This is a genomic window from Brevundimonas sediminis, from assembly GCF_048799765.1.
Taxonomy (GTDB): Bacteria; Pseudomonadota; Alphaproteobacteria; order Caulobacterales; family Caulobacteraceae; genus Brevundimonas.
Window position 1 is genome coordinate 40230 of the sequence record NZ_JBLYQK010000011.1, and the last position, 20641, is coordinate 60870.

Here is a 20641-nt window from a genome sequence, read left to right on the forward strand (position 1 = left end):
GAGGCCGCCAAATGAACATCCAGGTTACGCCCCCCGCCCTGCCGGAAGAGCCCAACATCGAGCTGCCGCTGGCCGACGCCCGCAAACAGGTCGCCGCCGAGCATGGCCGCATCCCCACCGGCCCGCGCGCCGGCGGCGTCAAGGTCTATGTGGCCGGCGAGCTGTTCCCGGACATCCGCGTCCCCTTCCGCGAGGTCGCCGTCCACCCCAGCGCCAATGAGCCGCCGGTGACGATGTACGACTCGTCCGGCCCCTACACCGACCCGTCGGTGACCATCGACATCAAGCGCGGCCTGCCCAAGGTCAAATCCAGCTGGCAGCTGGACCGCGGCGACATCGCGCCCGTCGAGAACCCGCGCGAAGTGAAGCCCGAGGACAACGGCCACGCCAGCGGCAAGCACCTGGCCCCGCGCTTCGACGTGTCGAACCACCAGGTCTTCAAGGGCGTCGAGGGCCGCCCCGTGACCCAGTACGAATACGCCCGCGCCGGCATCATCACGCCCGAGATGGAATACGTCGCCATCCGCGAGAACCTGCGCCGCGAACAGACCGCCCCCTGCATCCGCGACGGCGAGGACTTCGGCGCCTCGATCCCCGACTTCGTGACGCCTGAGTTCGTCCGTCAGGAGATCGCGCGCGGCCGCGCCATCATCCCGCACAACATCAACCACCCCGAAGTCGAGCCGATGATCATCGGCCGCAACTTCCTGGTGAAGATCAACGCCAACATCGGCAACTCGGCGGTCCTGTCGTCGGTGGACGACGAGGTCGACAAGCTGGTCTGGGCCACCCGCTGGGGCGCCGACAACGTCATGGACCTGTCGACCGGCCGCAACATTCACAACATCCGCGACTGGATCATCCGCAACAGCTCCGTGCCGATCGGCACCGTCCCCATCTACCAGGCGCTGGAGAAGGTGAACGGCGTCGCCGAGGACCTGACCTGGGAGGTCTATCGCGACACCCTGATCGAGCAGTGCGAGCAGGGCGTCGACTATTTCACCATCCACGCCGGCGTGCGCCTGCCCTTCATCCCGCTGACGGCCAAACGCGTCACCGGCATCGTCTCGCGCGGCGGCTCGATCATGGCCAAGTGGTGCCTGGCTCACCACAAGGAGAGCTTCCTCTACGAGCATTTCGAAGAGATCTGCGACATCATGCGGGCCTACGATGTGTCGTTCAGCCTCGGCGACGGCCTGCGTCCCGGCTCCATCGCCGACGCCAATGACGAGGCCCAGTTCGCCGAGCTGCGCACCCTGGGCGAGCTGACCAAGATCGCCTGGGCCAAGGGCTGTCAGGTCATGATCGAAGGCCCCGGCCACGTGCCGATGCACAAGATCAAGGCCAACATGGATGAGCAGCTGAAGCACTGCCACGAGGCGCCCTTCTACACCCTCGGGCCGCTGACCACCGACATCGCGCCGGGCTATGACCACATCACCAGCGCCATCGGCGCGGCCATGATCGGCTGGTTCGGCACGGCCATGCTCTGCTACGTCACGCCGAAAGAGCATCTGGGACTGCCCGACCGTCAGGACGTCAAGGACGGCGTCATCACCTACAAGATCGCCGCCCACGCCGCCGATCTGGCCAAGGGCCACCCGGCCGCCCGCCTCCACGACGACGCCCTGTCGCGCGCCCGCTTCGAGTTCCGCTGGGAAGACCAGTTCAACCTCGGCCTCGATCCGGAAACGGCCCGCAAATACCACGACGAGACCCTGCCGAAGGAGGCGCACAAGACCGCCCACTTCTGCTCGATGTGCGGGCCCAAATTCTGCTCGATGAAGATCAGCCAGGACATCCGCGACGCCGCCCGCGGCCAGAACGACGCCGGCGCCTCCCTCACCGAGGCCGAGGCCGGCATGGCCGAGATGTCGGCCAAATTCCGCGCCGGCGGCGGGGCCATCGAAGTGAAGGTCTGATCCTCCCCCTCGCGCCTGAACCGGCTCAGTCCAGCGGGTTCAGGTCGCGGGGCGGGCGGATGCGGCGCCAGCGGGCCTCGACGAAGGCGAAGGCGCCGAAGGCCATCAGGCCGATCCCGGTGATCCCCAGCACCCAGTCGCCGCCCGGCTGGCGCTCCAGCGCGTCCAGCGCCCCGCCAAGGTCGGTCACGGTCGACGCCCGCGCCCGCAGCCCCGCCAGGATCACGAACAGCCCCAGCGGCAGATAGGCGAACCCCCGCGCCGCATAGCCCGCCCGCGCCAGCGGCGTGACCCGCCTGCACACCGTCTTCGAACAGGCCAGCGCCCCGGCGAAGTCGTCGCGCGCCGCCCGCACGATATTGCCCGCCCCCACGGCGATGATCGCCAGCCCCACGGCCATCAGCAGCCACCCGCCCAGCGGCAGGGCCAGCAGCATCGCCGCCTTCTCCTGGTTCTCGGCCGCATCGGCCCGGTCCGGCGCCCCGCCGAACTCATCCAGATATTCGAACACCGAGGCCGCCAGCACGCCGTAGAACAGGCCGCTCACCGCCTGCCCGGCCCGCGCGGCCCAGCCCTTCAGGTCCGAGCCCTCGTGGTCCGCGTCGAACACCGCCTGCAGCCCGCGCCACAGCACGAAGGCCCACAGCCCGGCGCCCAGCAGCACCAGCCACAGCGGCCCGAACGGCTGTTCGGCCAGCCAGCCGATCGCCCCCGACGACCCGGCCGCCTCATCGAACCGGTCCGCCGCCGCCAGCAGCGTCAGCGCCCCGGCCGACAGATACACAAACCCCCGCGCCCCATACCCGACCCGCGCCGCCCCCTCGACCGCGCTCGACCAGGACGGCAGGGAGGACGGCAGGCGTGCGGGCCGCTTCGACGGCTTCCACCGCGACAGCCACTGCCCGACCCCGTCCCTCACCCCCGCCGAAAACCCCGCCTTCATCCCGCGCCCTTGTCTGGTCCGGGCGAGGAAACTCCCGGGACGGGGGATGGTTCGGGGAAGCGTTGGGGCTCGGCGCTCAGGCGTCAGCCGAAGGGGCGGAGGCCGGGGTGGCGGAGATGTCGGCGAAGTTCCGCGCCGGGGGCGTTGTGGTGGAGATGAAGGTATGAGGCCCGAGCGACCCCGATCCGCTCCACGCATCAAAACGCTGAAGTTGCAAACCGTTGATTCGGCTGGCACCTGTTGCGTGAATTCACTGGGGCGTATGCAATGCTGTCCTTCTCAACTGAGTTTCCCGTTGGCCCGGAAAGCACGCCTGACGCTTTTATTGACGCCGTGAAATCCTGGGTTCTCGCGTCCCCTCACACTTCGTTTACGGCGCAGGGTCTCAGCCTGCTTAGCTTGGGTGCTGAAAAGTCGGTTAGAGCGGGGAAACAACTCATAGAAATTACCGGCGCGTCGAACGCCGATGACATTGCAGTTTCGATCAGGCTCACCGCGACCGAAGACAACGTCGATTGGATCAGCGAGGTTTCCTATGCCGGTCACCGAGAGCCTTGGGTCAGCATACGGACATACCGGGATTCTGCTGCTCCGGTAGCTCGCCTGCCACCTGCCAAGAAACCCATCGTAGTCGCCGCGCTCCTGGATTCTCTCGAAGGCGGATGGGATGGCGGTATACAGGTCAGCCGCACCGCCAGACGACTTACCTCAGACGAGGTTGAACTTGCCGCAAACCTAATTTCCGGAGACTCAGGCTGCTATCTTCCAGTCGTTTACGTTAGCGCCAATGTTGATGGTTCCTACTGGGTGAATGTCGATGCACTCGCTCGAGAGCTCTGCGGGATGGCACATGTCATCGTAGAGCCTGATAGGTATTTTTCGAGCCGCCTCCGCCTAGAGGTCGAGCCAGCGTACGGTGCCGCCGTAGGCATCTACTGGCCTGATGGTTCAGGTCGACGCCTGATCCGACCCGATTGGTCACTGACCAATTCTGATCGACGAAAATCTATCTCCAAGGAGGTTCGACAAGCACTCCTGAACCGCCGTCCGCTCACTTGGTGCTCGTGGGCTGCGGCGCAGCAGTTGCAGTCCCGTTTAGCAATCCAAGCATTGCGCGCTTCCGGCTCCAACGAAGTAGATGTTTATGTCGCTACCTTTGACGCAGAACTCGCACTTAAAGACGCAGCAATCCAAGCTGCGGAAGCGGAAATCAATCGACTGTCGAGCGAAATCCGATCGTCAAGACAGCGCTCCGCTTCGACAGGTGTCAGAATAAAAGTAGGTTCCGAGCAAGACTACTATCCTGACGAAATTTCTTCCGTCATTCGGGACGCCGCCGCTGATGCACTTAGCAGAGTTCAAGATAACGGTCGCCGAGAACACATTCTTAAAGCTGTCGCCGATAATAATCCCGCTTCAAATGTTCCCCATGAACGCAGAGAAAATCTCAAGACATTACTTCGAGATTACAGATCCTTAAACAAGGAAATTCGTGACGGACTCACCGAAATGGGCTTCTCAATTTCGGAGGACGGAAAACATGTTAAGCTCACATACCAAGGCGATGATCGGTATACTTTCACGATCCCCAAAACTGGTAGTGATCACCGAGGCGGCCTGAACTCTGTGAGCGACATATCGAAACGGCTTTTCTAGACAACCGGGGAACCGGGGAAACAAGGACACACACTCTTTTCCGCCGCTCGCGCCGGCCGGTCCACCGCGCCGACCTCCACCCATGCCCACCCTCGTCCTCCTCGTCGGGCCTACCGGGGCCGGGAAGACCACCTTCATCAACGGCTTCCTGCGTGAGCGCGCGGAGGCGTTCCGGTCGTCAATCCGGACACGGCGTCCCTCTCCCATCGGGAGAGGGAACGGCACACCCCACACCCCACACCCCACACCCCACACCCCGCACCCCCTCGACCCACGACCCTCGACCCTCGTCCCTACCCCCTCCCCCACACGTCCAATTCTGACGTACCGCCGTTCTACAATGCCTCCGATCCCCCCGGAGGCTCCCATGAACGACGCATCCCCAGAGACCCAGGCCCGCCCCGCCCCCGATCCCGCCGACGCGGGCCACGCCCGGTTGACCGAGGCCGTCTGGGACGAGATCCGCGCCGACTATCTGGCCGGCTGGTCGGCGCCCGCCTGTTGCCGGCGCTACGGCGTGGGGCTCAGCACCCTGCGCGGGCGGGCGGCCGAGGAGGGGTGGCGGCGCAGCGACCAGCCGTGGGACGGGCCGCGCGGGCTGGATCGCGACGACGAGGGGCTGGCGCTCGAGGAGAGCGTCGACGGCGATCTGGAGCGGATCAGCCTGGGCGATCTGTCGGTGGTCGCCTGCCAGCGGATGATGCGGGCCGTGCTGCACGGCGACGCCATGGCGGCCCTGCGCTGGCGGCGCGTGCATCAGGCCCTGGCCGACGAGCACCGCCGCCTGACCCGGCTGGTCGAGCAGGCCGGGCGCCGGCGCGAGGCGGACGAAAAGCGGCGCCTCCTCGCCACCACCGACGCCCTGCGGGCGGAAACCCGCGTCATGGAGGCCGAACTCCGGCGCTTCAAGGCCGCCCGCGGGCGCGTCCCGGCGCCGAACGGGCCGGACGATCCGGACGATCTGGACGGTCTGGACGGTGTTTTCGCGTCTCCGCCGTCCGCCGCCGTCCTGCCCGGCCTGCCGGGCGGCGCTCCGCTCACGGGGCCGCCGTGAGGGCGTCAGGCCGGGGCCGCCGCCTCTTCCGCCGCGATCTTGCGCAGGGCCTGTTCGAACACCTCCGGCGGCTGGCCGCCCGAGATCAGGTATTTGCCCTCGACCACCACGGCCGGGACCGAGCTGATGCCCCGCGACTGCCACAGGGCCTCCTCCGCGCGGACCGCCTGCACATAGCGGCCGGACGCCAGCACGTCGGCGGCCTCGGCCCGGTCCAGGCCCACGGCCTCGGCGGCCGCGGTCAGCTCGCCCGCGTCGGTCAGGTTGCGGCCCTCGGTGAAGTGGATGCGGAACAGGGCCTTCTTCAGCGCCGGCTGCCGGTCCGGCGCCGTCTCGCCCGCCCAGTGCAGCAGGCGGTGGGCGTCGAAGGTGTTCCAGATGCGGCTGTCCGCCGTCATCCGCATGTCGAAGCCGACCTCGGCCGCCCGCTCGGTGATCATGGCCCGGTTCTTCGCCGACTGTTCGGGGGTCGAGCCGTATTTGCGGCCGATGTGCTCGACGATGTTCTCGCCCTCGGGCGCCATCTGCGGGTTCAGCTCGAACGGCTTGAAGGCGATCTCCGCCTCGATCCCCTCGGGCTTCAGCTTCTCCAGCGCGGTCTCCAGCCCGCCCAGGCCCACCACGCACCACGGACAGACGACGTCCGACACGAAATCGATCTTCAGGGGCTTGCTCATCTTCGCCATCCGCAACTGCTTCAGGCGCATATGGGAAGCGCCGCTTCACCCGCAACGCCCTCCGGGTCTAGGGTCGCGCCATGACCTTCCCAAGCGCGTTTCCCGGCTTCGCCTCCGCCGACCTGGCCTTCCTGACCGGTCTCGCCGCCCACAATGATCGCGACTGGTTCACGGCCCATCGCGCCGCCTATGACGACGGCCTCAAGCCCGCCCTGGCCGCCCTGATCGCGGAGACGTCCACCACCTGCGCGGCCCTGGACCTGCCCCTGTCGGGCGATCCGAAGCGCAGCGTCTTCCGCATCCACCGCGACACCCGCTTCTCGAAGGACAAGCGGCCCTACAAGACCCACGTCTCGGCCACCCTGACCCGCGACGGGCGCAAGATGAGCCCCGGCATGATCTACATCCACATCGAGCCCGAGGGCGGGTCCCGCCCCGGCTTCGATCCGGACAGCATCGACCCGCTGGACCCGTCCACCCATCCTTCGGAGGCGGCGGGATCGGACGACGGCCCCTTCGGCAAGGGGCCCTTCGTCGCCTGCGGCTTCTACCTGGACGAGCGGCCGCAGATCGACGCCGTCCGCCGCCTGATCGTCGACCAGCCCGCGCGCTGGGCCGCTGTCGAGGCCGCCCTGTCGACGGCCGGGCTGGCGCTCGACCCCGGCGATCCGGTCAAACGCATGCCCAAGGGGTTCGAGCATCAGGCCGGGACCGCGCTCGAGCCGGTGCTGAAACGCACCCGCTGGCTGGTCTCGCGCCCGCTCACCGGGGCCGAGATCGCCTCGCCGGCCCTCCCGGCCACGCTCGCCGCCTTCGCCGCCTCCGTCAGGCCCCTGCTGGATTTCGGCTGGTCCGCCCTCGACCGGATCGACCCCACGCCCTCAGTCCGGTAGCGGACATAGCGGTTTTTCCTCGCTTTTTTGGCGAGAAGGGTGCAGAGTCCCGTCATCGCGCGCAGCCTTTCCACGAGCGCCCGCGACTGAGAGACATTGGTCCGCCCCCGAGACGATCCGGGGTTGCTCGAACACTCCCGCTCCAGACTTCGGGAGACAGTCATGTCCGCCTACAGCCTTCGCCTGCATTACCGTTCAGGCATCGATCCGACCGACGAACCCCTCGACGCCCTCAATGAGGCCGAGGCCCGCGAGCTGGCCCAGGTCCGCCTGCTGCTGACCCGCGACTACAGCCACGTCGAGCTGCACCACGCCGGCCAGCCCGTGCACGTCTTCGCCCGGGACTAGGTCCGGCCGGGCCTGCGTCCGTTTCTGACGCATGGCCGTGCTTCAATGATCGGGCCCCTTGCGGGACCCGGTCCTTGAAAATGTCCGCTCACACCCGCTCGACGCACATGGCCACGCCCATGCCGCCGCCGATGCACAGGGTCGCCAGACCCTTCTTCGCGTCGCGACGCTGCATTTCGAACAGCAGGGTCGTCAGGATGCGCGCGCCCGAGGCGCCGATCGGGTGACCGATGGCGATGGCGCCGCCGTTGACGTTCACCTTGTCCGGGTCGAGGCCCAGTTCCTTGACCACGCACAGGCTCTGGGCGGCGAAGGCCTCATTGGACTCGATCAGGTCCAGGTCGGCCACGGTCCAGCCGGCCTTCTCCAGCGCCTTTTTCGACGCCGGGATCGGGCCGGTGCCCATCACCGCCGGATCGACGCCCGCGGTGGCCGAGGACGCGATCCGCGCCAGCGGGGTCAGCCCCCGCGCCTTCGCCTCGTCCGCGCTCATCAGCACCAGCGCCGCCGCCCCGTCGTTCAGGCCCGAGGCGTTGGCGGCGGTGACGCTGCCGTCCTTCGTGAAGGCCGGGCGCAGCTTCTCCATCGCCTCGATGGTCGCGCCGTGGCGGATGTATTCGTCCTTGTCGACGACGACATCGCCCTTCTTCGAGGGGATGACCACCGGGGTGATCTCGTCATCGAACCGGCCCGCGTTCTGGGCGGCTTCCGCCTTGTGCTGGCTGGCCAGGGCGAACCGGTCCTGGGCCTCGCGGGCGATGTCGAACGTCGCCGCGATGTTCTCGGCGGTCTGGCCCATGTGATAGCCGTTGAAGGCGTCCCACAGCCCGTCCTTGATCATGGTGTCGACCAGGGTCACGTCGCCCATCTTCTGGCCGCCGCGCAGCTGCTGGGCATGGACCGCCTGGCTCATGCTCTCCTGACCGCCGGCGACGACGATCTTCGCATCGCCCGTGGCGATCTGCTGGGCGCCCACGGCCACCGCGCGCAGGCCCGAGCCGCAGATCTGGTTCAGGGTCCAGGCCGGCGTCTCCTTCGGCAGGCCCGCGCCCATGGCCGCCTGACGGCCCGGGCCCTGCCCATTGGCGGCCTGCAGCACATGGCCCAGGACGACCTCGTCCACCGCCTCGGGCGCCACTCCGGCCCGCTCCAGCGCGGCCTTGATGGCCACCGAGCCCAGCTGGGCCGCGGACAGGCTGGACAGGGAGCCCAGGAAGCTGCCGACCGGGGTGCGGGCGGCCGAGACGATGACGACGTCGGTCATGAATTTCACTCCATGGGGAATAAACTTGTGGCGCTTGTGCCGCATTGCGGCGCCTTCGTCAGCCCCGAACGCGTGATTCACCGGATAGTCACCGCCTTAAGGCCATATTCCCCGGAACGAACTGTCGGCGTCCGGTCTTGAAGGGACCATGCTCATGCGCCTGAAACGCCTGCTCCGCCACGTCTGCACGCCGGACGAGCTCGACATGATCGAGCACTACCTCTCCCCGGCCGAGAAGACCGCCGATCTGGTCGTGCACGTGGTCGGCCTGACCCTCGCCGTCGTCGGCGGCGGCCTGCTGGCGGTGCTGGCGGCCATCTACGCCGGGATCGGCGCGGCGGTGGCCACCGCGGTCTACGCCCTGTGTCTGGTGGCCATGCTGTCGGCCTCGACCATCTACAACCAGATCCGCCCCTGCGCCGCCCGGCCGGTGCTGCGGCGGCTGGACGAGGCGGCCATCTTCCTGATGATCGCCGGCAGCTACACCCCCTTCACCACCCAGCGGTTCGAGGGCGGCTGGGCCGTCGGCTTCACCCTTCTGGTCTGGGCCGTCGGCCTGTCCGGAGCCCTGGCCAAGGTCCTGCTGCCCCGCCTGTCCGACGCCTTCTGGAGCGCTGTCTATGTGGCCTTCGGCTGGCTGGTGGTCATCGCCCTGAAGCCGATGGTCGAGACCGTCCACCCGGCCGCCCTGACCCTGCTGGTCATCGGCGGACTGATCTACACCGGCGGCGTCTTCGTCTTCATCAGCCCGAAGGTGAAGTTCCGCCGCGCCATCTGGCACGGCTTCGTGGTCACCGGCGCCACCGTCCACTGGGCGGCCGTGCTGGTCGGCGTCGTCCTCGCCCCCGCCGCGATGGCTGGCTAGACTTTCGCACTCGCAGCGCAGACACTGTGGCGTTGCAACAGGAACGGGGACAGCGCGTGGCTGACAAGAAGTCCGGTGCGGGAGACAACGTCGTCATCAAGAAGTACGCCAACCGGCGGCTCTACAACACGGCGACTTCGGCCTACGTCACACTGGAAGACCTCGCGCGGATGGTCCGCGAGGGGACCGAGTTCGTGGTCTTCGACGCCAAGACCAATGAGGACCTGACCCGTCAGATCCTGACCCAGATCATCTTCGAGGAAGAGAGCCGGGGCGAGGCCCTGCTGCCGGTGCAGTTCCTGCGCCAGCTGATCGGCTACTACGGCGGCCATATGCAGGGGGTCCTGCCCTCCTACCTCGAGATGTCGCTGGACAACTTCACCCGCCAGCAGGAGCAGATCCGCGGCCAGTTCTCCAAGGCCTTCGGCGGCGCCCCGGGCGCCGGGCTGATGGACGAGGCGGTCAAGCGGAACATGGCCATGTTCGCGGAAGCCATGAAGATGTGGCCCGGTTTCGGCGGCGTCGCCCGCCAGCCCGCGCCCGCGCCGGCCGCCGAGGAGCCGGGCGCTCCGGATCCACTGGACGAGATGCGCCGTCAGATGGACGAGATGCGCGCCCAGCTCGACAAGCTGTCCCGGGGATGACCGACAAGGTCCGCGGCGTCGGCCCCGTCGAGGGGCGCGACCGGCGGGCCGCCGAGCGCCGCACGGCCGAGCGCCGGGCGGGCTCCACCTCGCGCGATCTGGTGCCGCTGGACCTGCCGGCGGAGGACGTCACTCCCCCGGCAAGAGCTGCCGCGACGCCGCCGTCAGACGGTTCAGCGGCCGTTTTCGCCGCCCAGATGATGGGACAGACCGGCCAGAAGCGCGGCCTGAAGGGCGGCCAGCCGGTGCTCACCGCGGCCCGCAGCGCCTACCTCGGGGCCGAATATTCCGGCACGGTCGACCGGCGCCCGAAGCCCGGTCGCACGGAAGACACCGACATCTAGGCGGACGGCACGGTCCTTGCTGGCGACAGGTCAGATCGACCCGTTCCGGAACCCGTCATGCCCCGTTTCCTGACCCGCGCCTTCGACATCACCGTCGTGACCCTGATCTTCGTGGCGTTTACCTGACGCAGGATGCGGGGTGGAGGGGCGGCGTCTGACGCTCCCCCGGGCCTCCGGCTACGCCCCGCCGCCGAAATCCAGGTCCTTGCGGGCCGAGATGATGGTCACGATGAACCCGGCCAGCACGTCCAGCATCACCATCACCACGATCAGGAAGAAGGTCGAGGTGGCGAAGCCCTTGATCAGCAGGAACTCGACCAGCACCGCGACGAACAGGATCATCGACAGGGCGTGATTGATGATCGCGACCTTCTGGCTGGAGGTCGACTTCAGCAGTTCGAAGAACAGCAGGATCAGCGACAGCAGCAGGATCAGGTCACCGACGCCCACGTTCCAGCTGGTGCCCGAGGCCATCGGGATCGAGAACATGGGATCGCGCAGGATGGCGTCCGCGCCGCCCGCGGCCAGGTTCACATCACTGCCCGCCATCACGTTCGACAGCACCACGATATTGTACAGGACCACCGGGATCAGCAGCAGCGGCAGGGCGATCAGCATGGGCGAGGCTCCCTCGTCGGCCGCTCACGGCCGCGCTTGTTAACGATAGATACCCCGGTTCGCTCCATACGGCTACGCCCGCGGGTGGTGCGGGCGCCGGCGGGTCAGAACTCGCTGATCGCGCCCGGCTTCCGCGAGCGGGACTTGAGCCACATCACGCCCAGCAGGTCCGAGAACGAGGCCATCAGCCGTCCCCAGTTGGTGTATTTCGACCGGCCGGTCTCCCGGTGCCGGTGATCGACGTCGAGGTAGCGGTTCTCATACCCCTCGCGGATCATCAGGGCCGGCAGATAGCGGTGGATGTGATCGAAGTACGGGAGGCGCAGGAAGACGTCCCGCCGGAAGGCCTTCAGCCCGCAGCCGGTGTCGTCGGCGTCGTCCGAAAGCAGCTTCTTGCGGATGCGGTTGGCCCAGCGCGAAGCCCAGCGCTTGGCCTCCGTGTCCTGCCGTCTGGCCCGCACGCCGCCCACCAGCGCCACGCTCGACGGCGAGGCGGCCAGCAGGTCGACCAGCCGGGGCGCGTCGGCGGGCGGGTTCTGCCCGTCGCCGTCCAGGGTGACCACGATGGCGCCGCGCGCGGCCAGCACGCCGGTCCGCACCGCGCGGCTCTGGCCCGCATTGGAGCCGTGGCTCAGCACCCGCAGCTGCGGCAGCTCGGCCTGCAGGGCGCGCAGCTCGTCCAGGGTCCGGTCCTTCGAGGCGTCGTTGACGAACACCATCTCGAACGACCGTCCGGCGAAGGCGGCGGCGATCTCGCGGGCCAGCGGGCCGGCGGCGCCCTCCTCGTCATGGACGGGAACGACGACGGAGATGTCGGGAACGGCTTCGGTCATGAGCGCTCTCTAGCCGGTTTTGACGCCGGGCGGGAGCCATGCGCGCACACCGCATGACGACGGCGGAACCGGCGTGGTAGGACTGCCCCATGATCCGTCCCGACCTCGACAAGTATATCGCCGGATGGCGCGGGCCGCTGCTGGCGGCGCTGGTCGCCCTGTTCGCCGGCCTGCCGGTTCTGGCCCTGCTGCCGCCGCTGGACCGCGACGAAAGCCGCTACGCCCAGGCGACCTCCCAGATGCTGGAAACCGGCGACTACGTCGACATCCGCTTCCAGGACGATCCCCGCTGGAAGAAGCCGGTCGGCATCTACTGGATGCAGGCGGTCGCCGTGGCGGCGACGTCCAGTGTCGAGAACCGGGACATCCAGCCCTACCGCATCCCGTCCATCCTCGGCGCCATGATGGCCGCCGCCGCCGTGGCCTGGGTCGGTCAGGCCATGTTCGGCAACCGGGCGGGCTTCCTCGCCGGGGCCATGCTGGGCGCCTCCTTCCTGCTGTCGACAGAGGCCGGGATCGCCAAGACCGACGCCATGCTGTGCGGCGCCGTCACCCTGGCCATGGCCGGGCTGGCGCGGATCTACCTGGCCTCCAGGGCCGGAGAGGCGCCGCTGCGCCCGCACAAGCTGATGTTCTGGTTCGGCCTGGGCCTGTCGATCCTGATCAAGGGCCCCATCGGGCTGATCGTCATCGCCCCCGCCATGCTGCTGGTGTCCTTGTGGGACCGCGACTTCCGCTGGCTCAAGCGTCTCGGCTGGGGCTGGGGCCTGCCGCTGGTGGCCCTGCTGGTCGGTCCCTGGGCCATCGCCATCACCATCGCCACCGACGGCGGCTTCTGGCGGGAGGCTATCGCGGGCGATCTCGCGCCCAAGATCGCCGGCGGCCACGAGAGCCACGGGGCGCCTCCCGGCTACTATCTGATCGCGGCCCTGATCACCTTCTTCCCGGCGACCCTGCTGCTGCCCGCCGCCGTGTCGACCGGTTGGCATCGCCGGGCCGAGCCGACGATTCGCTTCCTCGTCTGCTGGCTGGTTCCGGCCTGGCTGATCTTCGAGCTGACCCCGACCAAGCTGATCCACTACAACCTGCCGGCCTTCGGGGCCCTGGCCCTGCTGGCGGCGGCCGCCCTGACCCGGCCGATCGGCAAGGTGTCGCGCGCCGCCGGCGCCGCCCTAGCGGTCTTCGTCGGCCTGCTGCTGGCGGCGGGGGTGGTCTACGGCCTGACCGAGTTCGGCAAGTCGACCGCCCAGACCTGGGCGACCCTGACCATCGCCTTCGCCGTGCTGGCCGGCCTGATCGGCGCCTTCCTGCTGATGCACCGGGCGGCCGTCACCGCCGTTCTGGTCAGCCTGACCCTGGGCGTGGTCGCGCACGGGGCGCTGGCGGGCACCCTGCGCCAGCTGCGCCCGCTGTCCGTCTCGCCCCAGCTGGACAAGGCCCTGTACGAGAACGACCTGCACCCGCGTCAGGGCCGTCCCGGCCCGGTCGCCATCGCGGGTTATCATGAGCCCAGCTTCGTCTTCCTGACCGGCCGGGACACGGAACTGACCGACGCCGATGGCGCCGCGAAGGCCCTCTCCGAAGGGCGCCCCGTGATCGTCGAATCGCGGGAAGCCGACGCCTTCCAGGCCGCCGCCGCCCGGCTGGGGGTGACCGGCCGCACCGTCGCCGAGGTGCGAGGCCACAACTATTCGCAGGGCGACGACGTGGACCTGTTCCTTTATGCGCCCAGCAGCGACGCGCTCCCGGCGGAGGCCCCCGCCCGATGAGCCGCCGCATCACCATCGTCGAGGTCGGCCCCCGTGACGGCCTGCAGAACGAGAAGGCGGTGCTCGAACCCGCCGTTCGCGCCGACTTCGTCCAACGGCTCGAAGCCGCGGGCGCCCGCCGGATCGAGGCGGTCAGCTTCGTCCACCCGAAATACGTGCCCCAGATGGCCGGGGCGGAAGAGGTCATGGCCGCGCTTCCGCATCAGGACGGCCGCAGCCGCATCGGTCTGGTGCTGAACGGCAAGGGCTATGACCGGGCGCTGGGCACGGCGGTGAACGAGGTCAATGTGGCCATGTCCGCCACCGACGGCTTTGGCCTGAAGAACCAGGGCCTGACGGTCGACCAGCAGGTCGAGATGCTGGCCGGGATCGTCGCCGGGCGCGCCAACGCCGGAGCCGCCTCCGGCGCCGCGCCGTCCCTGTCGGCCACCCTGTCCTGCGTCTGGGGCTGCCCCTTCGACGGCGAGGTCGGGGTCGATCAGGTCGCCGATCTGGTCGGCCGGATCGCGGCGCTGGGCGTCGAGGAGATCGCCCTGGCCGACACCATCGGCGTCGGCGATCCCTGGGCCGTCACCCGCAAGGTCGAGGCCGCCCGCAAGGCCGCGCCGGACGCCGCCCTGCGCCTGCATTTCCACGACACCCGCAACACCGGCCTGGCCAACGCCTATGCGGGCGTGGAGGCGGGGATCGACATCCTCGACGCCTCGGTCGGCGGCATCGGCGGCTGCCCCTTTGCTCCGGGCGCGACCGGCAACATCGCCACCGAGGATCTGGTCTACATGCTAGAGCGGGCCGGGTTCGAAACCGGCTATGACCTCGACCAGCTGATCGGGACCGCCCGCTGGATCGGTGAGAAGATCGGCCGCCCCGCCCCCAGCGCCCTCAGCCGCGCGGGCGGCTGGCCCCGGACCTGATCCGGGGACTGATCGCCGTAAAGCTTCGCCTTGCCGTCGCCATTTTCGCCCGCTGAACTTGAGCGTGTGGAGAAGAGGTCAGACCATGTTGACGCGACGCGGGTTCGGATTGGCGGCAGGCGCGATCGGCGCAACAACGGCGCTGGGGGCCCGGGCGCAGGAGGCGCTGACGCCCGAAGAGCGCTTCTTTCAGGAGGGGCGCTACATCCCCCAGTACCTGGATCTGAAGGCGCGGGCCGCGGCCGGCGAGGCGCCTGCGGGCGGAATGCTGGGCCAGTATGCCTCCTTCCTCGGCGATGAGGCGACCGCCCTGGCGGACACCGAGAAGCCGCCTCGCCCCGGTCTGGAACGCCCTGATCTGGAAGGGGCGGTCAGCCGCGACGCCATGGAGGCCATCCTCGAGGGCGCGGCCAACACCTCCATCGTCATTCTGAACGAGGCCCACAATATCTCGGGCCATCGGAACTTCGCCGGTCAGGTCGCCCGCGCCCTGCGCCCGCTTGGATATGACTGGTTCGCCGCCGAGACCTTCACCCAGCGACAACAGGAGCCGGCGCCGTCGATCACCCTGTACCGGCAAGGCATGCCCTTTATCGCCGACTTTGGCTGGTACAGCCGCGATCCGGTCTATGCCGAGACAGTGCGCGAGGCGGCCCGCCTGGGCTACCGCTTCGCCGCCTATGAGCAGATGTTCGACCAGCAGGCGCCGGAAGGCTCGGACTGGGAGGGTGAGATCGCCGCCCGTGAGGAGGCCCAGGCCGACAATCTGATCGCCAACATCCTGTCGACCAATCCGGACGCCAAGGTCTTCGTCTACGTCGGCTACAGCCATGCGATGGAGAAGCCCGGCCTGGGCGGCACATGGTTCGCGGCGAGGCTGAAGGCCAAGACCGGGATCGACCCGCTGACCATCGAGCAGTCTTCCAACTGGCCCGCGCTGAACCCCGCCCACGATGCGCCTCATGTCGCGGCGGTTCAGGAACGGTTCGCGCCCACGGCCCCGATCGTGGTGGCGAAGGACGGCGCCGCGATCGGCAGCCGCACCTATGCCGGTCAGATGGACCTGTCGGTCTTCCATCCCCGCCTCGCTCCGGTCTCGGGCCGTCCCGGCTGGCTCGCCGCCGACCCGCTGCGCAAGCCGGTGGAGGTCGCGGTTCCGCCGTTCACCGGGACCACCCTGCTGCAGGCGATGCGGCTGTCCGAGGGCCCGGCGGGGGTGCCGGCGGACCACGTCCTGCTGACCGAAGGCCAGGCCCGCGCGACCCTGCTGCTGCCCCCCGGCGGTTACGGCCTGCGGCTGGAGACCGAGGCGGGCATCCAGCCGATGTGGGGCACGATCACAGTCCCCTGAGAGGCGCCTGAACCTTGGCGGTTTGAAACCGGACCGGGGGGTTCCGCTTTCCGGTCTCATGACCATGGACATCGACACCCTCCTCGAAGGCGGTCCATCGTACGGCGTCCTCGACGCCAAGGACGGCTATCTGCTGTACGGCCGCGAAGGCCATGAAGCGGAGTTTCGCTCGCTCGCCGCGGAGGTCGAGGCCTCGGCCGACGGCTTCGAGGTCATCCCCCTCAAGGACGACGAGGACCGCTGCGACCGGCTGTTCATCGCGCCGCTGGCGGAAGAGAAGAGCTTCGCCCCACGCGATTGACGGCGCCTTGAACCGGTCCGGCTCGACCTATATGCCACATATACGAAACGTATATGCGGAGTTCGCCCCATGGGCATCGTCAACATCGAGGACGAGCTGCACGAGCAGTTGCGCCGGGCCAGCAAGGCCTCGTGCCGGTCGATCAACGGGCAGGCCGCCTTCTGGATGCGGATCGGCATGCTGGGCGAGCTCAATCCCGGCCTGACGTTTCAGGAACTGGCGGCGCGTGAGCTGAAGGCGGCGGGCGTGGACGCGCCCTTGGCGACGGGAGCGGCGGCATGACCAAGACGCCGGAAGAGATCGAGCTGATGGCCGAGTCCGGACGCCTGCTGGCCTCCGTCTTCGCCTATATCGACACCCTGTCGCTGGCAGGCATGAGCACCATGGCGGTCAACGACCGGGTGGAGGCCTTCATCGTCAACGACCTGAAGTCCCGGCCCGCGTCCAAGGGCCAGTACGGCTACGGCTTCGTGCTGAACTGCTCGATCAACGCCGTGGTCTGCCACGGGGTGCCGTCCGAGACCGAAATCCTCAAGGACGGCGACATCGTCAATCTGGACATCACCCTGGAAAAGAACGGCTTCATCGCCGACTCGTCCAAGACCTACATGATCGGCAACGTCCCGGCGGCGGCGAAGCGGCTGGTGCGCACGACCTATGAGGCGATGTGGAAGGGCATCCGGGCGGTGAAGCCGGGCGCGACCCTGGGCGACGTCGGGCACGCCATCGAGACCCATGCGAAGAAGGCCGGCTACTCGGTCGTGCGCGACTACTGCGGCCACGGCATCGGCCGCGAGATGCACGAGGACCCGCAGGTCCTGCATTTCGGCAAGCCGGGCAAGGGCCTGACCCTGCGCGAGGGCATGACCTTCACCATCGAGCCGATGATCAACCAGGGCCGCGCGGGCGTCGAGACCGGCGACGACGGCTGGACCGTCACCACCATCGACGGGAAGCTGTCGGCCCAATTCGAGCACACGGTCGCGGTCACGAAGGACGGCGTGCGGGTGCTGACGCTCCGGGCCGACGAGAAGGCGGCGGCCTAGAGGTTCAGCAGCGCCGGGTCGCCGCCCTGCGCCGAGATGTTGTTGCTGACGGCCTTTTCCGACGCATAGCGGATCAGGCTGTAGGGACCGCCGGCCTTGGGGCCGGTGCCCGACAGGCCTTCGCCGCCGAACGGCTGGACGCCGACCACCGCGCCGATGATCGAGCGGTTGATGTAGACGTTGCCGGCCGGAACCAGACGGGTGACCTCCTCGGCGAAGGCCTCGATGCGGCTGTGCACGCCCAGGGTCAGGCCGTAGCCGCGCTGCGCCAGCTTCGCCGCCGTCTCCTTCAGCTTCGACGGCTCATAGCGGCAGATGTGCAGGATCGGCCCGAACACCTCGCGCTCCAGATAGTCGGCGGTCGGGATCTCGGCGATGGTCGGGGCGAACAGGTGGCCCTTGTCCGAGCCGGCGGGCAGCTCTGCGCGGGCGACGATGGTCGCGTCCATGGCCAGGCGGGCCAGATGGGCCTCCAGCATGGCCTTGGCGTCGGCGTCGATGACCGGGCCGATGTCGGTGGACGGGTCGGTCGGGTCGCCGACGACCTGCGCCGCCAGCGCGCCCTTCAGGCCTTCGATCAGGGCGTCGGCGGCCTCGTTCGGCACATAGAGCAGGCGCAGGGCCGAGCAGCGCTGGCCCGACGAGCCGAAGGCCGACAGGATGACGTCGTCGATGACCTGTTCCTTCAGCGCCGTGGTGTCCACGAACATGCCGTTCAGCCCGCCGGTCTCGGCGATGAAGGGGATGATGGCGCCCGGACGGGCCGCCAGGGCGCGGTTGATGGCGCCGGCCGTGTCGGTGCCGCCGGTGAAGGCGACGCCGTCGATGCCGGGGTGCGAGACCAGGGCCGCGCCCACGGTCTCGCCGCGACCGGGGACGAGGGCCAGCAGGTTGGCGTCCAGACCGGCCTTGTAATACAGGCGCACGGCCTCGGCGGCGATCAGCGGGGTCTGTTCAGCGGGCTTGGCCAGCACGGCGTTGCCGGCGGCCAGGGCGGCGGCGATCTGGCCGGTGAAGATGGCCAGCGGGAAGTTCCACGGGCTGATGCAGGCGAAGATCCCGCGGCCGTGCAGGACCAGCGAGTTGATCTCGCCCACCGGGCCCTTCAGCTCCTGCGCGCCGCCGAAGTCACGCTCGGCCAGCATGGCGTAGTAGCGGCAGAAGTCGGCGGCCTCGCGCACCTCGGCGACGCCGTCGTTCAGGGTCTTGCCGGCTTCCCGCGACAGCAGGGCGACCAGACGATCCATGTCGGCTTCCAGCGCATCGGCCATGGCGCGCAGCACCGGCGCCCGGCCCGCGCCGCCCTTGCGGTCCCAGACGATCTGGGCGCGGGCGGCGGCGTCGACGGCCGCGTTGATGTCTTCCGCCGTCGCTTCCGAGACATGGCCCAGCACCTGGGTGGTGTCGAAGGGATTGGTCACGTCCTGCGCGTTCGTCCCGGCCTTCAGCTTGCCGCCGATGATCGGGCCGGAGGTCAGCTTCTCGCTGTCCACCTTCTGAAGGGCGAGGGCGTGCCGCTCGCGGTCGGCGAGCCGGGAGTAGTCGCGGCCGAGCGAGTTCTGGCGGTCCATGTACATATCCTTCGGAACGGGGATCTTGGCGTGACGGTCGGGATGGGCCTCGACGGTCGAGATGGGGTCGGCGGCGACGGCCGCGGCGGGGACGCGCTCGTCCAGCAGGGCGTGGACGAAGCTGGAGTTGGCGCCGTTCTCCAGCAGGCGGCGCACCAGATAGGGCAGCAGGTCCTCATGCCCGCCGACGGGGGCATAGGCGCGCACCGTGACCGGACCGAAGGCTTCCTTCGCGGCGTCATAGAGGGCCTCGCCCATGCCGTGCAGGCGCTGGAACTCGATCTTCACCCCACGCTCGGAGGCCATCTTGTGGACCGCGGCCAGCGAGTGGGCGTTGTGGGTCGCGAACTGGCTGTAGATGTGCGGCGCGGCCTCGATCATCAGGCGGGCGCAGACCAGATAGTTCAGATCCGTCGCGGCCTTGGTGGTGAAGACCGGATAGTCGGTGCGGCCGAACTGCTGCGCGCGCTTGATCTCGGTGTCCCAGTAGGCGCCCTTGACCAGACGGACCATCAGGCGACGGCCCGAGGTCTTCGCCAGTTCGGCGACGCGGCGGATCACCTCGGGGCAGCGCTTCTGATAGGCCTGAACGGCCAGGCCGAGGCCCTTCCATTCGCCCAGCTCGGCCTCGTTGGCGAGACGGTCCAGCAGCTTCAGCGACAGGGCGAGGCGGTCGGCCTCCTCCGCGTCCATGGTGAAGTTGATGTCGTACTTGGCCGCGATCAGGGCCAGACGCTTCACGCGCGGATACAGCTCGGACCAGACGCGGTCTTCGTGCACCGCCTCATAGCGGGGCGACAGGGCCGACAGCTTGACCGAAACGCCGTGGCCGACCTCCGGTCCCTGCCCCTTGGCCGTCTTGCCCACGGCCTCGATGGCGTCGGCGTAGATCTTCTCGTAGCGCTCGGCGTCATGGGCGGTGCGGGCGCCCTCGCCCAGCATGTCGAACGAGCAGAGCCAGCCTTCCTTGTTGGAGCGCTTCAACGCCGCCTCGATGGTGCGGCCGACCACGAACTGCTCGCCCATGATGCGGACGGCGGCGGCGACGGCCTCGCGGATCACCGGCTCGCCCAGACGGCCGACGATGCGCTTCAGGAAGCCCGGCAGGTCGGTCTTGGCCTCTTCGTCCACGTCCACCAGCTTGCCGGTCAGCATCAGGCCCCAGGTCGAGGCGTTGACGAACAGGCTGTCGGACTGGCCGAGGTGGCTGGCCCAGTCGGCCGAGCCGATCTTCTCGGCGATCAGGCGGTCGCGGGTCTCTTCGTCCGGCGTGCGCAGCAGGGCCTCGGCCAGACACATCAGGGCCAGACCCTCGCGGGTGCCCAGCGAGAACTCCTGCAGGAAGCTTTCGACCACGCCCTGCTTCTTCACGCTGCGACGGGCGCGCTCGACCAGATCGGTGGCGCTGGCCAGCACGGCGGCGCGTTCGGCGCCGTCCAGTGGGGTGCGGTCCAGCAGGCCGCGGACGGTCGCGGTCTCATCGGCGAACTTTCCGTCGTCCAGGGTGTCCCAGCCGGCGACGCTCGAAGGGGTGAAGGCGACGGTGGTCATGGGCGCGGAGATCCTGTTCGATCGCGCATATATGGCGGACATGTCCGAATGTGCATCGTATGATGGACAGCACAGCC

The 20641-nt window shown here is 68.6% G+C and carries 20 protein-coding genes; 14 read left to right on the top strand and 6 right to left on the bottom strand.

All coding sequences use genetic code 11. From position 1 onward, the window contains the following. Positions 1-11 precede the first annotated feature (11 nt). Positions 12-1922: a phosphomethylpyrimidine synthase ThiC gene (gene thiC, locus ACLQ7T_RS08435; RefSeq protein ID WP_420479023.1), complete on the top strand. Its 1911-nt coding sequence runs from the start codon at positions 12-14 to the stop codon at positions 1920-1922. Between the two features lie 25 nt (positions 1923-1947). Here the strand turns inward: thiC and ACLQ7T_RS08440 are convergent, their stop codons facing one another. Further along, entirely contained in the window at positions 1948-2865 is a 918-nt protein-coding gene (locus ACLQ7T_RS08440; protein ID WP_420479024.1) for a DUF1206 domain-containing protein, read from the bottom strand. A gap of 240 nt (positions 2866-3105) precedes the next feature. Here ACLQ7T_RS08440 and ACLQ7T_RS08445 point away from each other — a divergent pair, with 240 nt between their 5' ends. Then, positions 3106-4521 carry a hypothetical protein gene (locus tag ACLQ7T_RS08445; RefSeq protein WP_420479025.1) on the top strand — a complete coding sequence of 472 codons (1416 nt, stop codon included), beginning with the start codon at positions 3106-3108 and terminating at the stop codon, positions 4519-4521. Positions 4522-4888: 367 nt separating this feature from the next. Next, entirely contained in the window at positions 4889-5575 is a 687-nt protein-coding gene (locus tag ACLQ7T_RS08450) for a hypothetical protein (RefSeq protein WP_420479026.1), read from the top strand. 5 nt (positions 5576-5580) lie between these two features. Here ACLQ7T_RS08450 and ACLQ7T_RS08455 read toward each other — a convergent pair whose 3' ends face one another. Then, positions 5581-6252, bottom strand: a complete 672-nt coding sequence (locus tag ACLQ7T_RS08455; protein ID WP_420479027.1) for a DsbA family oxidoreductase — start codon at positions 6250-6252, stop codon at positions 5581-5583. 80 nt (positions 6253-6332) lie between these two features. Between ACLQ7T_RS08455 and ACLQ7T_RS08460 the strand changes: the two genes are divergently transcribed. Further along, positions 6333-7145 (top strand): DUF2461 domain-containing protein, encoded by an 813-nt coding sequence (locus ACLQ7T_RS08460; RefSeq protein ID WP_420479028.1) that lies wholly within the window; start codon positions 6333-6335, stop codon positions 7143-7145. A gap of 162 nt (positions 7146-7307) precedes the next feature. Next, positions 7308-7493 carry a hypothetical protein gene (locus ACLQ7T_RS08465; protein WP_420479029.1) on the top strand — a complete coding sequence of 62 codons (186 nt, stop codon included), beginning with the start codon at positions 7308-7310 and terminating at the stop codon, positions 7491-7493. 88 nt (positions 7494-7581) lie between these two features. On the opposite strand, the gene ACLQ7T_RS08470 is transcribed toward ACLQ7T_RS08465, so the two are convergent. After that, positions 7582-8757, bottom strand: coding sequence for an acetyl-CoA C-acetyltransferase (locus tag ACLQ7T_RS08470; RefSeq protein ID WP_420479030.1), 1176 nt, complete (start codon positions 8755-8757; stop codon positions 7582-7584). Between the two features lie 148 nt (positions 8758-8905). On the opposite strand from ACLQ7T_RS08470, the gene trhA reads away from it, so the two are divergent. The 3 genes from trhA to ACLQ7T_RS08485 are packed head-to-tail and all read left to right on the top strand — an operon-like array spanning position 8906 to position 10610. Continuing rightward, entirely contained in the window at positions 8906-9622 is a 717-nt protein-coding gene (trhA, locus tag ACLQ7T_RS08475; RefSeq protein WP_420479031.1) for a PAQR family membrane homeostasis protein TrhA, read from the top strand. Between the two features lie 56 nt (positions 9623-9678). Continuing rightward, entirely contained in the window at positions 9679-10266 is a 588-nt protein-coding gene (gene phaR / locus ACLQ7T_RS08480) for a polyhydroxyalkanoate synthesis repressor PhaR (RefSeq protein ID WP_420471152.1), read from the top strand. Continuing rightward, positions 10263-10610: a hypothetical protein gene (locus tag ACLQ7T_RS08485; RefSeq protein ID WP_420479032.1), complete on the top strand. Its 348-nt coding sequence runs from the start codon at positions 10263-10265 to the stop codon at positions 10608-10610. Before phaR ends, ACLQ7T_RS08485 begins: the two co-directional genes overlap by 4 nt. Positions 10611-10787: 177 nt before the next feature. Here ACLQ7T_RS08485 and ACLQ7T_RS08490 read toward each other — a convergent pair whose 3' ends face one another. Then, a complete protein-coding gene (locus ACLQ7T_RS08490) occupies positions 10788-11228 on the bottom strand; it encodes a hypothetical protein (RefSeq protein ID WP_420471154.1) in 441 nt (146 codons plus the stop codon). Positions 11229-11332: 104 nt separating this feature from the next. Continuing rightward, positions 11333-12061: a glycosyltransferase family 2 protein gene (locus ACLQ7T_RS08495; protein WP_420471155.1), complete on the bottom strand. Its 729-nt coding sequence runs from the start codon at positions 12059-12061 to the stop codon at positions 11333-11335. Between the two features lie 89 nt (positions 12062-12150). Between ACLQ7T_RS08495 and ACLQ7T_RS08500 the strand changes: the two genes are divergently transcribed. The 6 genes from ACLQ7T_RS08500 (at position 12151) to map (ending at position 17442) form a co-directional block, all read left to right on the top strand. Beyond that, entirely contained in the window at positions 12151-13830 is a 1680-nt protein-coding gene (locus ACLQ7T_RS08500; protein ID WP_420479033.1) for an ArnT family glycosyltransferase, read from the top strand. Continuing rightward, positions 13827-14744 (top strand): hydroxymethylglutaryl-CoA lyase, encoded by a 918-nt coding sequence (locus ACLQ7T_RS08505; RefSeq protein ID WP_420479034.1) that lies wholly within the window; start codon positions 13827-13829, stop codon positions 14742-14744. Before ACLQ7T_RS08500 ends, ACLQ7T_RS08505 begins: the two co-directional genes overlap by 4 nt. Before the next feature lie 85 nt (positions 14745-14829). Further along, positions 14830-16095, top strand: coding sequence for a hypothetical protein (locus ACLQ7T_RS08510; RefSeq protein ID WP_420479035.1), 1266 nt, complete (start codon positions 14830-14832; stop codon positions 16093-16095). Between the two features lie 58 nt (positions 16096-16153). Then, on the top strand, positions 16154-16396 hold the full coding sequence (locus ACLQ7T_RS08515) for a hypothetical protein (RefSeq protein WP_420479036.1): 243 nt from the start codon (positions 16154-16156) through the stop codon (positions 16394-16396). 69 nt (positions 16397-16465) lie between these two features. Further along, positions 16466-16678, top strand: a complete 213-nt coding sequence (locus ACLQ7T_RS08520) for a ParD-like family protein (RefSeq protein WP_420479037.1) — start codon at positions 16466-16468, stop codon at positions 16676-16678. After that, positions 16675-17442, top strand: a complete 768-nt coding sequence (map, locus tag ACLQ7T_RS08525; protein WP_420471165.1) for a type I methionyl aminopeptidase — start codon at positions 16675-16677, stop codon at positions 17440-17442. The genes ACLQ7T_RS08520 and map overlap by 4 nt, the downstream gene beginning before the upstream one ends. Here map and putA read toward each other — a convergent pair. Beyond that, the gene (gene putA / locus ACLQ7T_RS08530; protein ID WP_420479038.1) at positions 17439-20564 is read right to left on the bottom strand and encodes a bifunctional proline dehydrogenase/L-glutamate gamma-semialdehyde dehydrogenase PutA; all 3126 of its coding nucleotides are present in this window, start codon (positions 20562-20564) and stop codon (positions 17439-17441) included. The two genes, map and putA, sit on opposite strands and share 4 nt — an antisense overlap. Between the last annotated feature and the right edge of the window lie 77 nt (positions 20565-20641).

Bases quoted from the DNA above. Each gene is read 5' to 3' on its own strand.
- ACLQ7T_RS08450 (WP_420479026.1), top strand. From the start codon at position 4,889: ATGAACGACGCATCCCCAGAGACCCAGGCCCGCCCCGCCCCCGATCCC.
- ACLQ7T_RS08505 (WP_420479034.1), top strand. From the start codon at position 13,827: ATGAGCCGCCGCATCACCATCGTCGAGGTCGGCCCCCGTGACGGCCTG.
- ACLQ7T_RS08440 (WP_420479024.1), bottom strand. From the start codon at position 2,865: ATGAAGGCGGGGTTTTCGGCGGGGGTGAGGGACGGGGTCGGGCAGTGG.
- ACLQ7T_RS08520 (WP_420479037.1), top strand. From the start codon at position 16,466: ATGGGCATCGTCAACATCGAGGACGAGCTGCACGAGCAGTTGCGCCGG.
- ACLQ7T_RS08515 (WP_420479036.1), top strand. From the start codon at position 16,154: ATGACCATGGACATCGACACCCTCCTCGAAGGCGGTCCATCGTACGGC.
- ACLQ7T_RS08500 (WP_420479033.1), top strand. From the start codon at position 12,151: ATGATCCGTCCCGACCTCGACAAGTATATCGCCGGATGGCGCGGGCCG.
- map (WP_420471165.1), top strand. From the start codon at position 16,675: ATGACCAAGACGCCGGAAGAGATCGAGCTGATGGCCGAGTCCGGACGC.
- ACLQ7T_RS08470 (WP_420479030.1), bottom strand. From the start codon at position 8,757: ATGACCGACGTCGTCATCGTCTCGGCCGCCCGCACCCCGGTCGGCAGC.
- ACLQ7T_RS08460 (WP_420479028.1), top strand. From the start codon at position 6,333: ATGACCTTCCCAAGCGCGTTTCCCGGCTTCGCCTCCGCCGACCTGGCC.
- thiC (WP_420479023.1), top strand. From the start codon at position 12: ATGAACATCCAGGTTACGCCCCCCGCCCTGCCGGAAGAGCCCAACATC.
- ACLQ7T_RS08485 (WP_420479032.1), top strand. From the start codon at position 10,263: ATGACCGACAAGGTCCGCGGCGTCGGCCCCGTCGAGGGGCGCGACCGG.
- ACLQ7T_RS08490 (WP_420471154.1), bottom strand. From the start codon at position 11,228: ATGCTGATCGCCCTGCCGCTGCTGCTGATCCCGGTGGTCCTGTACAAT.
- ACLQ7T_RS08455 (WP_420479027.1), bottom strand. From the start codon at position 6,252: ATGAGCAAGCCCCTGAAGATCGATTTCGTGTCGGACGTCGTCTGTCCG.
- ACLQ7T_RS08465 (WP_420479029.1), top strand. From the start codon at position 7,308: ATGTCCGCCTACAGCCTTCGCCTGCATTACCGTTCAGGCATCGATCCG.
- ACLQ7T_RS08495 (WP_420471155.1), bottom strand. From the start codon at position 12,061: ATGACCGAAGCCGTTCCCGACATCTCCGTCGTCGTTCCCGTCCATGAC.
- putA (WP_420479038.1), bottom strand. From the start codon at position 20,564: ATGACCACCGTCGCCTTCACCCCTTCGAGCGTCGCCGGCTGGGACACC.
- trhA (WP_420479031.1), top strand. From the start codon at position 8,906: ATGCTCATGCGCCTGAAACGCCTGCTCCGCCACGTCTGCACGCCGGAC.
- ACLQ7T_RS08510 (WP_420479035.1), top strand. From the start codon at position 14,830: ATGTTGACGCGACGCGGGTTCGGATTGGCGGCAGGCGCGATCGGCGCA.